The organism is Pseudochelatococcus lubricantis, from assembly GCF_042432495.1.
Classification (GTDB): domain Bacteria; phylum Pseudomonadota; class Alphaproteobacteria; order Rhizobiales; family Beijerinckiaceae; genus Pseudochelatococcus; species Pseudochelatococcus lubricantis.
In genome coordinates this window covers 1-13,783 of record NZ_JBHLXC010000009.1, presented here as the reverse complement: position 1 = coordinate 13,783, position 13,783 = coordinate 1, and the positions used below count along the sequence as shown (strand labels likewise).

At 59.1% G+C, this 13,783-nt stretch carries 11 protein-coding genes and 1 pseudogene; 3 read left to right on the top strand and 9 right to left on the bottom strand.

Annotated features, from left to right (window positions below; all coding sequences use genetic code 11):
• Nucleotides 1-65 precede the first annotated feature (65 nt).
• The 7 genes and pseudogenes from ACFFJ7_RS15050 to ACFFJ7_RS15020 all read right to left on the bottom strand — a co-directional run.
• Nucleotides 66-498 (bottom strand): annotated as a pseudogene (locus ACFFJ7_RS15050) (alpha/beta fold hydrolase); the annotation flags it as partial.
• Nucleotides 499-1,116: 618 nt separating this feature from the next.
• Entirely contained in the window at nucleotides 1,117-1,959 is an 843-nt protein-coding gene (locus ACFFJ7_RS15045) for a CPBP family intramembrane glutamic endopeptidase (protein ID WP_377593412.1), read from the bottom strand.
• Between the two features lie 182 nt (nucleotides 1,960-2,141).
• Nucleotides 2,142-2,762: a glutathione S-transferase family protein gene (locus tag ACFFJ7_RS15040; protein WP_377593411.1), complete on the bottom strand. Its 621-nt coding sequence runs from the start codon at nucleotides 2,760-2,762 to the stop codon at nucleotides 2,142-2,144.
• Between the two features lie 108 nt (nucleotides 2,763-2,870).
• Complete coding sequence (locus ACFFJ7_RS15035; RefSeq protein ID WP_377593410.1) at nucleotides 2,871-4,613, bottom strand: monovalent cation:proton antiporter-2 (CPA2) family protein; 1,743 nt, start codon at nucleotides 4,611-4,613, stop codon at nucleotides 2,871-2,873.
• Nucleotides 4,601-4,990: an alpha/beta fold hydrolase gene (locus tag ACFFJ7_RS15030; RefSeq protein WP_377593409.1), complete on the bottom strand. Its 390-nt coding sequence runs from the start codon at nucleotides 4,988-4,990 to the stop codon at nucleotides 4,601-4,603. Before ACFFJ7_RS15030 ends, ACFFJ7_RS15035 begins: the two co-directional genes overlap by 13 nt.
• A gap of 87 nt (nucleotides 4,991-5,077) precedes the next feature.
• Nucleotides 5,078-6,118 (bottom strand): Atu2307/SP_0267 family LLM class monooxygenase, encoded by a 1,041-nt coding sequence (locus ACFFJ7_RS15025; RefSeq protein WP_166956176.1) that lies wholly within the window; start codon nucleotides 6,116-6,118, stop codon nucleotides 5,078-5,080.
• Between the two features lie 217 nt (nucleotides 6,119-6,335).
• A complete protein-coding gene (locus tag ACFFJ7_RS15020; RefSeq protein ID WP_166956179.1) occupies nucleotides 6,336-6,998 on the bottom strand; it encodes a hydrolase in 663 nt (220 codons plus the stop codon).
• A gap of 226 nt (nucleotides 6,999-7,224) precedes the next feature.
• Between ACFFJ7_RS15020 and ACFFJ7_RS15015 the strand changes: the two genes are divergently transcribed.
• On the top strand, nucleotides 7,225-8,106 hold the full coding sequence (locus ACFFJ7_RS15015) for a LysR family transcriptional regulator (RefSeq protein WP_377593407.1): 882 nt from the start codon (nucleotides 7,225-7,227) through the stop codon (nucleotides 8,104-8,106).
• A 508-nt stretch (nucleotides 8,107-8,614) separates the two neighbouring features.
• Nucleotides 8,615-9,031: a VOC family protein gene (locus tag ACFFJ7_RS15010; RefSeq protein ID WP_377593406.1), complete on the top strand. Its 417-nt coding sequence runs from the start codon at nucleotides 8,615-8,617 to the stop codon at nucleotides 9,029-9,031.
• 165 nt (nucleotides 9,032-9,196) lie between these two features.
• Here ACFFJ7_RS15010 and ACFFJ7_RS15005 read toward each other — a convergent pair whose 3' ends face one another.
• On the bottom strand, nucleotides 9,197-10,768 hold the full coding sequence (locus ACFFJ7_RS15005; protein WP_377593405.1) for an alginate export family protein: 1,572 nt from the start codon (nucleotides 10,766-10,768) through the stop codon (nucleotides 9,197-9,199).
• A complete protein-coding gene (locus ACFFJ7_RS15000) occupies nucleotides 10,755-12,560 on the bottom strand; it encodes an amidohydrolase (RefSeq protein ID WP_377593404.1) in 1,806 nt (601 codons plus the stop codon). The genes ACFFJ7_RS15005 and ACFFJ7_RS15000 overlap by 14 nt, the downstream gene beginning before the upstream one ends.
• A gap of 252 nt (nucleotides 12,561-12,812) precedes the next feature.
• Between ACFFJ7_RS15000 and ACFFJ7_RS14995 the strand changes: the two genes are divergently transcribed.
• Entirely contained in the window at nucleotides 12,813-13,718 is a 906-nt protein-coding gene (locus ACFFJ7_RS14995; RefSeq protein WP_377593402.1) for a LysR family transcriptional regulator, read from the top strand.
• Nucleotides 13,719-13,783 lie beyond the last annotated feature (65 nt).

The following is a 13,783-nucleotide window of genomic DNA, read 5'->3' as shown; positions in this document are numbered from 1 at the left end:
TCGTACCTCGGCTTCGTCGCCATCGCCGCTGTCAAACTATGGATGCCCTTTGTCCACGAGCGCTAAGAAGGTAGTGATTTCCAGGCTGGTTCACCGGATTCCTCCGCCAAGGCGACCTCGGTGATCGGCCGCTGGCCGGCCGCCATTAGTGCCGACATTTCGGCCGGAATATCGTGAGCGAACTGGTCGTGGAACTTTGTCTGGTCGATATAGAGGTCGGCATCACCGTCAGTGAGCTTGACCGGGGTCGCAAGCGTATCCCCAAGCGTCCCGCCAGGAAACATGCCAGCCAGATCGGATGCAGATTCGCCAGAGTCTGCTGCGAAGGCAGCCACATACACGAGTGACTTGACGTTATCATGCCCATTCGCGGCGTTAGAGATAATCTGGCCTCCGTATGAATGACCGACGAGCACCACCGAACCCCTCGATGCTCCCGATGACGTCGGAGACGAGGGGTGTATCATTAGGGACGCTGCACAACGGATTGGCGACGGCTATCGTCTTATATTGAGTGTTGGCATGCGATGCTTGCGCATAGTTGCAGCAGCCGAATATTGGTCCTTATCGACGGCACTCGCGCCGGCTAGGATCGCGCCTGCAGCGCTCCCAGCGTGCGTGATCGGCCATAACCTGAGCGTTTCTTGCAATTTCTTGCGTCATTCGGGTCTGTTCGAGCGACTTCAGTTGCGCGTTGTCGCGTCGGCGCTGTTGTTCCAGCATGCAGTCCGTATAAGCGCGAGACCCATAGGAAGCTCCAAAGCTCTGGCAAGTACCCGCGTCCCTATACCGCCGTTCTTCAGCCGACACACATCCTGTGACAGCGAGGCCGAGCAGGACTATAGAGAATATGGTTAGCGCAGACCGACGATGCTCGACGGAAGGATCTTGCGGCATTCTGTTGATCTCCTTTTGAGAATGAGCGCTGGCGGTCCATGCGCAACGCAAGCGAGGCACACCGGGTGCAAGCGCGAATGAGAGGAGGTAATGTCTGTTCAAACTGATTGTCCTTTATTTGAGAGGACCCGCGCGCAGTCGGCAAAGCTGTGCGGAAATCGATTCCGTTTAGCCACGGACTCTGCTGCGGGTGATGGCAGCGGCCAAAGTCCTCGCGCTTTATTGCATTGGCGAGAAACCCAAGGCCGACGCGAAACTATTGGCGCCATTATAAACGCAATGCAGGGTGACGCAGGGCCAGACCGATCCCGTTGCCCGGAAAAGGACAGCGGATAGAAGACCGACCATGATCGCGACAGGCAGGATCACGCTGACGCCGTGCGCGAGCCCGAAGATGATTGAGCTCAGAACGATACCGGCAAAGGCGCCATAGCGGTTGAGCGCATTCGCAATGACGCCTCTGAACAGGATTTCCTCGCCGAACGGCGTGAAGATGGCTCCGCCGAGAAAGGACAAGACAAAGGGAAGCGGGCCGCCGCGGGCCGCTGCATGCAGGATACCTTGAGGGTCGTTGCTCCCGAACCACGTCAGGTATGTGAACTGTATGATCAGGTTGAGGCCATAGGCGATGATCCCTGCTCCAATGGCGATCATGCCCCAGCGGGGGGAGACTCGTCTGAACCCGAACGGGCCGAGCGCCCGTATCCGCAGGCCGAATGCCGCGGCGAAAGCACCGACACCGACGAAGCCGCCTGCAGTCGAACCGACAACCCCGAGAAGAACAGGATCGTTCTGAGGAAGAAACCCCAATAGCAGGCCGAACGAGACAAGAAGCAGCGCATACACCGCGAGTCCTATCAGTATCTCCGGCCAGCCGGGTCGTTTCCATCGATCATGTGTAATCATTGTCAACCTCAGGTACTTCACAGCTCCCAGGAGAGTTTCGGCATAATACCTGTCGGCATTGAGCTGCATCTGCCGCCATGCCTCATGCTCTTGCGGTGACGGCGTTGGATAGAGCGCGTTGAGCGGCGTTCCCTCGCGCACGGCGGTATGCAACATCTCCTGGGGTTCGGCGCTGATTGAGGTGGGGACGGGGATTCTGCGTTCGTCTACGCGGACGCCCTGTCAACCAGACGGTTTTCGGCTGTCTACCATTGGCGATTTCTCCCAATCCATCTGATCGGAACGCGCTCTAGAAATCGACGTTGGCGGTAATGCCGGTCGTCAGCCCCGCTCACCGCTCAGCCTTCGGCCTCACGCGCGAGCACCTTTTGCACTGCCGGATCGCCGGCCAGCCTGTCATGAAGCGCTTGCACGTTCGGATATCCTTCCAGGCCGCCCGGCAGAAGCTTCAGCGCCCAGCGGATCATCGGGAAGGAATAGGCGTCGATCACCGAGCGCGCGCCATCCAGGATGTACTCCCGTCCATCGAGGTGGCGGTCGAGAATACCGAACTGCTTCGCGACAAGCTTGTGTCCGGCTTCTACCACCGCCTGCCGGGCCGTTTCGCTTGTGTCGCTTGTGTAGCGGGAAGGCATGAAGATCGGCCAGAAGGCGGCATGGACGTCCGAAGTGAAGAAGGCGGACCAGCGATGCGCTTCGGCCCTGGCGCGCAGGCCATCTCCGCCGGCAAGCCCAGCCTCGGGGTGCTTGTGTGCCAGGTAGTCGAGGATCGCGCCGGCCTGCGTCAGAAGCCAGCCATTCCCTTCACGAAGCGTCGGGACGGCACCGGCGGGATTTACTGCGAGAAGCTCTTTGGACCCATACTGCACCTTGACCGCCTCGTAAGGAGCGCCGATCCATTCGAGAGCGACGTGCGGGGCCAGAGAGCAGGCACCTACGGCGTAGTAGAGTGTAGGCATGATTTGTCCTCATCCTGTTGTTCGACTCCGATGGAATTTGCGACGGATCAGAGACGGTTCACTGCAGAGATGGTCACGTCGGAGTGTGCATTCGCCGAAAGTCTGACATCACAGCGGCTTTCGGACGGGTTGAAGGAGCAGTCGGCTGCTGCCCGACATGGTGTCTCCGTGAACCTGCTCGGCCAGGCGTTCGGCATCGCGCCGACGAATGTCGGCGGCGGCGGCTTCAACATCGGCTTCCCCGTAGCCCAGCGCCCGCAAGCCTTCCGCTCCCATCAGGTAGGCGGATTCGACCGTTTCGCGGATCTGGTAATCGACTCCCGCTCGGATCAGATCTACCGCGTGTCCACGATCGTAGCTGCGGACAAGAAGCTTTGCCTGGGTGAACTCGTGTTGCGCCAGCTCCACGATCTTCATCGCGGCCTTGGGGTCGTCGACACAGACCATGATCGCATCCGCTTCCCCGGCACCGGAGTGGTGCAGCGTATCGAGCCGGGTCCCGTCGCCGAAGAAGACCTTGAACCCATATCGCCCGGCATCGCGAATGCGGTCAGGGTCCTTGTCGATGACAGAAAGCTCGACGCCCTGCGATAAAGGTATCTGTGATGCGATCTGACCGAAGCGTCCAAACCCGACGATAAGGACCCGCCCCTTGAGATCATGGGCGGGATCGATGCCATCCATCGACGCTTCCGTTCGAAGCAGAAGGTCGGTCGCTATTGTGAGCAGCGGGGTCAGCACCATCGACAGGATCACGACGGTGGCGAACAGCGCATTCTCGCGTGCATCGATAACGCCGCCTGCCATCGCTGCTGCATAAAGGACGAAGGCGAATTCGCCGCCCTGGAGGAACATCGACGTACGATGCAGGGCCTGATGGTTCGAGCTGCCGAACAGACGCGCGACCACATAGACCACGGCGCCCTTCGCGACCGTGAACGCGCCCAGCATGGCCAGCAGAAGCGGCCATTCGGCCGCGACGATCGAAAGGTCCAGCGACATGCCGACAGCGAGAAAGAACAGTCCCATGAGCAGACCGCGAAACGGCTCGATATCGCTTTCGATCTGGTGCCGGTAGCTCGAACTCGAGAGCATCACTCCGGCGAGAAACGCGCCCATCGCCATCGACAATCCGGCGACGTCCATCAGCAGCGCTGCGCCGAGCACCACCAGCAGCGCACCTGCCGTCAGCACTTCGCGGGTGCGCGCGCGTGCCAGCAAGGTGAAGAACGGATTCAGACCCCAGCGCGATATGCCCAGAAGCACGAGCAGGGCCGCGACGGCTATGAGGGCGTCCGTCCATCCTGACTGTCCATGCGAGAGCGGCGAGAGGAAGGCGACCACCGCCAGGAGCGGCACGATCATCAGATCCTCAAACAGCAGGATGGCAACCGACTTCTGTCCCTGTGCGCCCGAAATCTCGCCCCGATCCTGCAGCACCGATATGATGACGGCGGTTGAGGATAAGACAAAGCCCGCCCCGGCGATGAAAGCGACGGTCGCGGATAGGCCGAGGAGCATCGCGCCCGTCAGCGCAAGGACGGCTGTCGCGGCGAAGACCTGGACAAGGCCCAATCCGAAAATCTGGGTACGCATCGCCCATAACTTGTTCGGGCGCAGTTCCAGTCCGATCACGAACAGGAACATCACCACCCCAAGCTCGGAAAAATGGAGGATGGATTGGGTATCGGTGAGCAGCCCCAGCACCGATGGCCCGACAAGAACGCCAGCGGCGAAGTAGCCGAGCACCGATCCCAGCCCCAGCCGGCGGAACAACGGCACAGCGACAACAGCGGCTCCCATCAGCACGACTGCCGGTCCAATCGTTTGCCCCAGGCTCACTTCAGCCATCCACGTGTCTTTCCCATCAGCGCGGCCTTCGACGCAAGACCAGGCTCGCTGGGAGCGATGTAGCGGATCACCCGGCCGCCGCCCGTCGAGTGTGCGACGTGAACCGCGTCCTTCAGATCGAACTCCCGCACCAGCTCCGCGACGTCGGACGCATATGTGTCCGTCTCGTTTCCAGTATCGGTCTGCTCGGAGCGACCATGACCGCGCCGGTCATGTGCGATGACGCGGTAGTCCTTGCCGAGGAGGAACAGCATCTGGTTGTCCCAGTCGTCCGCGCTCAGCGGCCAGCCATGATGGGACATGATGGGCCGGACTTCGCGCGGACCCCGATCCTTGTAGAAGATCCGGCTTCCTTCCTGCGTCGTAAGCGTCGTCATGGTGTTCTTTCCTTTCCTCAGATTTTCGGATGGGAAGACCGGGTTGCCATCTATTCCCGATGGCGAGCTATTTGTGTTGAGGCCTCCTCATGCCTGCACCACAGCCGCACGAACGACTGGCGCCACTTCGGTACCCAAAAGCTCGATCGAGCGCTTCATCGCCGCCGTTTCCAGAGAGGCGGTGCTCATCTGAAAGGTTATGCGGGAAAGGCCGCCCAGCACCCGGCTCGCCTGAAGCATCTTCTCGGCAACCGTTGCCGGAGCGCCGATCAGGAAGGCGCCTCGCGGGCTGGCCATGTCTTCGAACTGCTCGCGCGTCGGGGGAGCCCAGCCACGTTCGCGACCGACCTTCGCTGTCAGATGCGACCATCCAGGGAAGAAGGCATCCCTGGCGGCTGCGTCTGTCTCGCCGACGAAACCCATCGCATGAATGCCCACCCTGAGCTTTTCGGCATCGTGCCCCGCGCGCATACCGGCCTCGCGATAGAGATCGATGAGCGGGCGAAACCGTTCAAAGGTTCCACCAATGATCGCCACCATCAGCGGAAGGCCGAGCGCGCCGGCACGCGCGAAGGATTGCGGCGTACCGCCTACACCCATCCATAGCGGCAGCCGCCGCTGGTGGGGCCGCGGGAAGACGCCCTGGCCGTTCAGCGCCGGACGGAATCGGCCTTCCCAGACAGGATTGTTTGTCTCTCCAAGCTTTATGAACAGGTCGAGCTTCTCGGCGAAGAGTTCGTCATATGCCCGTGTGTCCAGGCCGAAAAGAGGAAAGGCCTCGCCGAACGAACCTCGGCCGACGACGAGTTCGGCGCGTCCTCTGGAAATCAGGTCAAGGGTTGAGAATTCCTGGAAGACGCGGACAGGATCGGCGGCACTCAATACCGTCACCGCACTCGTCAATCGAATCTTGCTGGTACGCGCCGCTGCTGCGGCGAGTATGATCGCAGGCGCGGAATCGAGGAATTCGGCGCGGTGATGCTCGCCGATGCCGAACACATCAAGCCCGACCCGATCGGCGACCTCGACTTCGTCAAGAAGTTCGGCCATGCGGTCGGTCGCCGAAGGGAGCTTTCCTGTCGTCGGATCAGGAAGGATCGCGGCAAAACTGTCGACGCCAATTTCCATGAATACTCCCTCCATAATTCATTGTTCGATATGGGCGCCCCATGAGGATCGCTGTTGAGTTGGTCATTCCGAGCGACAGGTTGCCGTTCATTCCGTTTCCGGACGCGCGATGCGTCCTTAAAGACATCTTCTTGATCCTCGGAAAAGGGGAGGGGTGATGAGACTCGACGAGCAATCGGGGGCGTTCGCCGTCGCATAACCCCGCCACCCGCCCCGATCAGCCGCCCGACGGTCCAGCGGCACCGACCGGGGTGTTGAGCAACTGCTGTTCCCAAAGATACGCGATGCCGCTGCCGCTGAAGTGCTCGATGAGAATCTCGGTCAGCTCCTCGACATGTTCGGTGCGTGCCCAATCGCGTTGCCATTCGCCAGCGAGCGCCATCACGGTCATCACGTTCGCGCCGGCCGCGATCATGCGCTGCACGGCGACTTCGTGAGACTCCTTCGAAATCCCTCCCGACGCATCGGTGATCACGGTCACGTCCCAACCTTCGCCGGCAGCCTGGATGACAGGCATCGCGACGCAGACCTCGGTCCACAGGCCGGCGATGATCAGCTGCTTGCGGCCGGTCGCCTTGACAGCGTTGACCACCTTCTCGTCCTGCCAGGTGTTCACCCACGTGCGATCGATGACTTCCTGGCCCGGAAATACGTCGGTGATCTGCTTGAAGAGAAGTCCACCGCGCGCCGCGATCACGCTGGTGAGAATGGTCGGCACCTTGAAGGCTTTCGCCAGCTTCGCCAGCGCGGTCGTGAGGTTGACGACGGCTTGCGGATCGTGGCTGTTCAGGTTCGCGAGCTGATAGGGCTGGTGGTCGATCAGAACGAGGACCGAGTCTTCCGGCCGAAGAAGCGAATCGAGACCGTTACGAAAGGTCATGGAAACATCCTTTGCTGACGTTGCGGGCTGGGTTACTGGAAAGACGGGCGGCGCCTCAGACGACGCCTCAATTGACACTCTCATTTCTTGTTATGGCGCGGTAGCATCCTTTCCCGCGAAGCTGTGTCGCGAAATGAGGAACGCTAACGTCGACACCGTCGTTTCTATTTGTGATATAATTGGATTGCTTCGAGCACTAAACCGTCGCGCGTACAGGAACGTTGATTTGGACATCGAAGACCTGCGGACCTTCGTGGAAGTTGCCGATGCTGGCGGGGTTTCGCCCGCCGCGCGGCGGCTCGACATATCCAAGTCGATGGTCAGCCGGCGCCTCATTCGGCTTGAAAAGGAATTGGGCGTGCAGCTGCTTGCCCGCACGACGCGCGGCGCCGCCCTCACGGAGGCCGGGATCACCTTCCGCGAGCACGCCGCAAAAGTCTGCGCCGAGATCGACATTGCCAGGGAGGCGATATTACCTGGCGGCGACCTTCGCGGTCGGCTGAGGATCGCAGCTCCGCTTACATTCGGTCCGACGCATTTCGCCCCGGTGCTCGCATCCCTGGCGCAACGTCATCCGGAGTTGCAGGTTCAAGCCAGCTATACCGATCGGTTCGTTGACCTGATCGCAGAAGGTTTCGACTGCGCGATACGGGTCGGCCATCTTCCCGACTCCAACATGCTGGCAAGGCGCGTCGGCTGGACCTCCGCCAAGTACGTTGCAACGCCGGACTACATCAAAAAGCACGGCTCGCCCGAGACGCCGGAGGAACTTCTCACGCATGAGGTTGTCATGCAGGGAACTGAAACCTGGTTGGCGATGGATGGGGACAAGATCATCACGCTGAAACCGCAGGGGCGCTTCAAAGCCGACAATGCCGTGGCTCTTGTGGCGGCAGCACTTGCCGGGATTGGGCTAGCCGGTGTCCCTGAAGAATTGATCAGGGAGCATCTGGTTTCCGGCGCGTTGGTTCCGGTCATGACGCGCTATCCGCCCGCCAAATTGGGCATCTATGTCGTCCGGCCGCCAGGGCTGCATCCCTCACGCAAGATACGGGTGCTCACCGAGATGCTAATCGAGTGTTTTGAAGATTTTTCGACACGTCGTTAAGAATAGTTGTTCAGTATCAGAGTTTGCTGGTGCCCTATTGAGCCAGGCATGGAGGGATGCATTCAGGGAAAAATTCTGCACGGGAGCGCACGCACGACAGAGGAGAACCGTCGGGCAATACAAAATATAGCCAGGATAGACTGAGGGTTATTCCCAGAATGTAGCATGATAGCGTTGATAGGCCTCCCGTTCTGCGTTTTGCAACAGCGTTTCGCATTTGGGGAGACTATCCTGCCCGTATATGCAGGAATAACTTCTACGTCGCACGAAGTAAAAATCTTTGAAAGCCGCTCTCGGAATCGGTGTTCAACAGGGATTTTATTGAAAAGTAAAGTGTAGTTCACACTTTCCCGCATACATGGAAAGTTTACCTTGATCGGAGGAGAGGTGGGCGACCTGCCTTGGGAAGTTGAACCTCGTTTCCGGCAGCGTACGTAGTCCCGCAACCATTGCAGGGATGGTCTCTCGAACCGGATCTGGAACGAGAAAACTAAACCCAGGAAATCACATGGCAAATTTCGTCCATCGCCTCCATCATGTCGGTGTCGTTGTCAACGACCTGCAGGGCAGCCTTGACTGGTATCGAGATAATCTTGGTTTCGAGCACCAATATAGTTTCACTCTGTCTGGCGCGGAGGTGGCCATGCTCGTTCGTGGTGAAGCTCGACTGGAGATTATTCAAGTCGAAGGCGCTGCCCCCATGTCAAACGAGCGAAAAGAAATCGAAACATTTCTGAAAATCCGTGGTATCAACCATTTTGCGTTCATTGTTGATGATCTGGAAGAAGCTGTAGCCGCTCTTGCGGCAAAGGGCGTTGAAATAGTTATACCTCCGTCCTCCGTACCCAACCATTCCGGTGATCGCTTCGCTTATATCCGCGACAATGAGAGGATGCTGGTCGAGTTGTTTCAATCGGCGTCTTGAGAATGGGTTCTGCGATATCAGCCCAAGAATGCCTATCCAGCTTTAATGCCTATCCAGCTTTCCTCATTGTGCAACGCCGCGTCTGCATATGAGACGACCGATCCATCATCCCTGGATGTTTGGCACGGCGAAAGGCCGGCGCCGGTGCGTATGGCTGTGCATGCGCTACCATGAGTATTTCAGTTCCGCTCGAACATAGTTGCTGTCACGGCCTCCGGCGTCGCGAAGCGCCGAGCCGACCTGGTAACGGACGGCCTCCAGCGACCCCGCGAGATTGGGATTGAAGCGGTAGTCCGCCTTGACCTGCAAATAGGCTCCGGTCCATGCTGACCCCTGACCCGCCGTGCCAGCCACCGGAACGCTTGGCAGGGTGTAGACAGCGTCCTGTGTCGTCTGTCGCCAGAGCAGTCCGACCCCAGCCATCAGGGTCAGGTCTTCTGTCGGCTGAACGGTGACCGATGGTTTGATGTGGACGAGGTTAGCGTATCCGGTATGACCGCCGAGCGAGAAATAGAAGCCGTTCGGAAACAGCGGATTGAAGGTGCCGAGCGTGCCATCACTTGCGTCCCGGTCGCCCGACGCCACGTCGAACTGCATACCGATCCGCGGTGACCAGGTGAGATCCTCGAAGGTGTAGCCGGTCCTCGCACCCACGGCCCAGGCCAGAATGTCGGCTGAGCCGACCTTGCCAATCTGTCCCATCGCCTCCGCATCCCAGTCGAAACCGGCATATTTGCCGGCCGTCCGGATATTGAGGATATGCCTGTCTTCCTCACCCGACGCGGTGAGAAAAGTGGCGTTCTTACGCTGATAAAGCGCGTAGTAGGCCGACGCCACGATCGTCGGCGAGAGCTGCCGCTCCACGCGGGCCCCGCTGAACATTGCATCGCCGCTCGATCTATCATCGAAAGGGCGGTCGTCCCAATACTGAACGGGCCGGCTGACAAGACCATAGAAGCGCCATGCGTCCGTCTCCCACCCGGCCCAGACAGCATCGAATGACTGGCGGACATTCGGCCCATCGCGTACCGACACGAACCGCTCCAGATCAAACGCGAAGTCTTGACGGCCGACTCTTACCCTGAACGTTCCGGCGTCAGTCTTCTGCGTATAGCCGATGAATGCTTGCCGAAGATCAAATCGGTTTGCGTCGTTGGGGCCGATCACTTTCTTGTCGAATGCACGCACATCCTCGAACCGCGTGAACACTTGCCAGTTTTCATTCAGGTGAGCATCCATATGGAACTGCGCGCGCTGTAACCAGTAGGAGTCTCTGGGATTTGCACGCACGGTTCCGAAAGCCGGCGCATCACTGACTTCGAATATTTCACGCAGATTGAGCCCGAACGAGATGTAGCTGTGGGGATTGGAGGAAAACAACGGAATGTATTTGAGACTGTCCAGCGGCTGGGTCCGCAGTTTCGGATCCGCGAGGACTGACCAGTCCTCCCGCGACCGGTCGGCTTTTATCGAGGGCCTCTCCTGCTTCAAGCGAGCATCATCCGCCAGGGCGGGCCGGTAGTCCCATTGAGCAAAGGCGAGGGCAGCAAGCGAAAGTAGCAGTAACCGCCCCCCGGAGAGGGACCGGCGCGCAACTGCTGATCCCACCTTCAGGCGATGGTGCTTCCAGCACAGTAGGGAACGGCCATGCGGCGAAACCGGAGTCCAAGGAGCTTTTGAAATAGAACTGTTGGGGAAAGCGGAGAAAACCATTTCGCGGGATTCATTTTTCCCCATGATAGCTGCCGAAGTATTTTACGGGTGACCAGGCTGGAAGGATTTCGGGCAGTTTTGGCGAAAGAGCGCTATAGTCCTGTGCGCCATACACGACCTTGCCGTCCATAATCGTTAGGACAGACGATATAGAGCTGATTTGCTCTTCCGGCACGGCGAAGTAATCCCTGTCGAGAACGGCGAAGTCAGCCAGCTTTCCCGGGGCGACTGTGCCTAGTTCGGCTTCTGCATTCATGAACCAGGCTGCCCCACTGGTGAACAGCTTCAGCGCTTCAGCGCGGGAGAGCCGGTTGTTCTCGGCGAGAACCTCCGAACCGGACACGGACTTGCCGGACACCATCCAGCTTATCCCGACCCAAGGGTTGAACGTGGCTGCCCGAAAAGCGTCGGTGGTCATGGCCAGAGGGATGCCGCTATCCACGAGTTTGCGCAGACGCGGCGTCTCCAACGCCTTCTCGCGACTATATGTCTTGATGAAGCCATCGGCGTGCAGCGCCATTTTGGCGTCCAGGGCGATACCGCCCCCCAGCGTCTTCACCCGATCGATGTTCTCCGGGCTGATGGTCTCCGCGTGTTCGAGACTCCATTTCAGGCCATCGAGCGGGATCGTTTCGTTCACCTTTTCAAGGCCATCGAGAAAGGGCGAGATGTTCTCATTGTAGCTAACGTGCATGCGGAACGGGATTCGCCGCTGGACGAGCTTCATCACATCCTGCTCGACGAAGCGCCGCATCTTCTCGGGCTCGATGATGACCGCCGGACGGTCGAAGTTCTCATGATCATGCACTTCCCCGCTCAGAACCTCCCCGGCACCGCGATATTCATGGCCATGTGCCAGGGTGGGGTGCAGGTTTTGCCCCGGGCTTATCGGCGCCGTTTTCGTGATCGCCTCGATCTCCAGATCCACCATGTTCACCGGCCCGCCGTCGCCGAGTTGCAAGTCCACAAAGGGCATCCGCACATTGAGGCGGTTGTCTCGTGCGAGCACGGCTACCCGCGCCTGGGCCTCCGGGTATGGCCACCTGCCGCCGTTATCGATGATCGAGGTCACGCCGGTCCGGTTCAGACCGTGAACGCTGTAGACTATCGAACTCACTTGTTCGTCGAACGTGGGCTGCGGCACCATGCCCTCAAGAGCAAGAAACAGCCAAGTATAGCCGTGGACAACGCCCGTGGGATTGCCGTGGCTGTCCTTCTCGAATTCTACGTCCGGCACCTGTGGGAACCGTTCGGTGCCCACGCCAAGCGCTTCCATCGCCTGCTTGTTCAAGAAAGCGCGGTTATAGGCATATTGCACAATCATGGGATGGTCGGGCACGGCCTCGCGCAGCTCGGCCAGCGTGGGAAAGCGGTTCTCCTCAAATTGGTAGGGTGACCAGCCTCCGATCACCTTGACCCACTGCCCCTCAGGCGTTCGTTGGGCCTGCTCGCTGAGCATGGTCAATGCACGACGCAGCGTCGGCACGCCATCCCATCGAATACTGTAGTTATAGGCCAGGTCGTTGAGGACGTGCGTATGAGCATCGATGATGCCCGGAATGAGTCTCCGACTGCGTGCATCAATCACTTTGGTAGCGGAATTCTTTAGACCGAGAATGTCCACATCCGATCCGACGGAATAGATGCGGCCATTCCTGACGGCTAAAGCAGAGGCTTCGGCCTGCCTCGGGTTGCCGGTGAAGATCTTTGCGTTGATAACGATCAGATCGGCTTCGGGTTGTTCTTGCGTGGTTTGCGCCTGAGCCGCAGAGAAAGAAGAAATCGTCACAAAGGCGATGAATAAATTTTTGAGCATTTTACCCTCGTTCGACTGATCTTACGAATTGCGGTGATGTGGAAGCCGACGTTTTACGGATGCGTGCGATGGACGAAGATGTGAATGGAAGCCGTTAGAAAGATTACGAACTAATTCCTATATTGGCGGTTCGTGAGGCACGGTGCGAGAATGCCCTCATGGGACAGACAGCGGCAGCGAAGTTGTCATTCCCTTCCTTGCCTTGGTAGCCCTCGGTCGTGTGAAGCCGTGTTGCAAGATAAGGAACGCCTTGTGGAACTTGAGGATCTAAGGATATTCGTCGAAGTTGCTGATGCGGGCGGAGTGTCGTCTGCCGCGCTGCGACTGGGAATCTCGAAGTCGATGGTTAGCCGGCGGATCACCAGGCTTGAGGAGCAACTCGGCGCACAGCTATTTGCAAGGACGACCCGTGGGATAGCGCTCACGGAAGCAGGCGCCACCTTCCGCGATTACGCAGCCAGGACATCCGCCGAATTGGATCTGGTGCGCGAAACGATCCTGCCCGCTGGTGAGCTTCGAGGCCGCATGCGCGTAGCCGCGCCACTGTCATTTGGCCCGAGCTATTTTGCTCCTGTCCTCTCCCAGATGGCCAGCCGGCACCCGCAACTACAAATCCTCTCTTCCTATACTGATCGCTTCGTAGATCTCGTGGGAGAGGGCTTTGATTGCGCAATTCGGCTGGGGCATCTGTCGGACTCGAACCTCGTCGCGAGACGTATCGGACCGATCTTTGGCAAGCTGGTTGCCAGCCCTGCTTACATCGAAGCTCACGGTGCTCCCGCAACACCAGACGAGATTGTGAATCACCAAGTCGTTATGCGGGACGCCGAGAAGTGGCAATTCATGAATGACGACGAGATTGTCACGGTGCGTCCTCAGGGACGCTTCATAGCTGATAACGCAATATCCCTCGTAGCGGCCGCTCTGGACGGAGTTGGGGTCGCCTATCTGCCAGAACCGCTGGTCGCGGATCATATTAGTTCGGGTGCGCTGGTGCCAATCATGACGCATCATCCGATTCCGCCAGCCGGGATCTTCGTCGTGAGGCCGCCCGGCCAGTATCCCTCTCGAAAGGTGCGAACCCTCACTGAGATGCTGATAGAGCGATTTGGAACCCCGCCCCTTAGCGAGGCCGCGTCGGGTAACGACAAGGTATGACCTGCCCCCCGGTCGTCCCTCGTTCATAACGAGAGTCCTTGGGTTTGATAGTGGTCGGTTTCGGG

Excerpts from the sequence above, each read along its gene's own strand:
- ACFFJ7_RS15010 (WP_377593406.1), top strand. The coding sequence starts at position 8,615 with ATGGCAAATTTCGTCCATCGCCTCCATCATGTCGGTGTCGTTGTCAAC.
- ACFFJ7_RS15035 (WP_377593410.1), bottom strand. The coding sequence starts at position 4,613 with ATGGCTGAAGTGAGCCTGGGGCAAACGATTGGACCGGCAGTCGTGCTG.
- ACFFJ7_RS15045 (WP_377593412.1), bottom strand. The coding sequence starts at position 1,959 with ATGTTGCATACCGCCGTGCGCGAGGGAACGCCGCTCAACGCGCTCTAT.
- ACFFJ7_RS15020 (WP_166956179.1), bottom strand. The coding sequence starts at position 6,998 with ATGACCTTTCGTAACGGTCTCGATTCGCTTCTTCGGCCGGAAGACTCG.
- ACFFJ7_RS15025 (WP_166956176.1), bottom strand. The coding sequence starts at position 6,118 with ATGGAAATTGGCGTCGACAGTTTTGCCGCGATCCTTCCTGATCCGACG.
- ACFFJ7_RS15005 (WP_377593405.1), bottom strand. The coding sequence starts at position 10,768 with ATGGGGAAAAATGAATCCCGCGAAATGGTTTTCTCCGCTTTCCCCAAC.
- ACFFJ7_RS15030 (WP_377593409.1), bottom strand. The coding sequence starts at position 4,990 with ATGACGACGCTTACGACGCAGGAAGGAAGCCGGATCTTCTACAAGGAT.
- ACFFJ7_RS15000 (WP_377593404.1), bottom strand. The coding sequence starts at position 12,560 with ATGCTCAAAAATTTATTCATCGCCTTTGTGACGATTTCTTCTTTCTCT.
- ACFFJ7_RS15040 (WP_377593411.1), bottom strand. The coding sequence starts at position 2,762 with ATGCCTACACTCTACTACGCCGTAGGTGCCTGCTCTCTGGCCCCGCAC.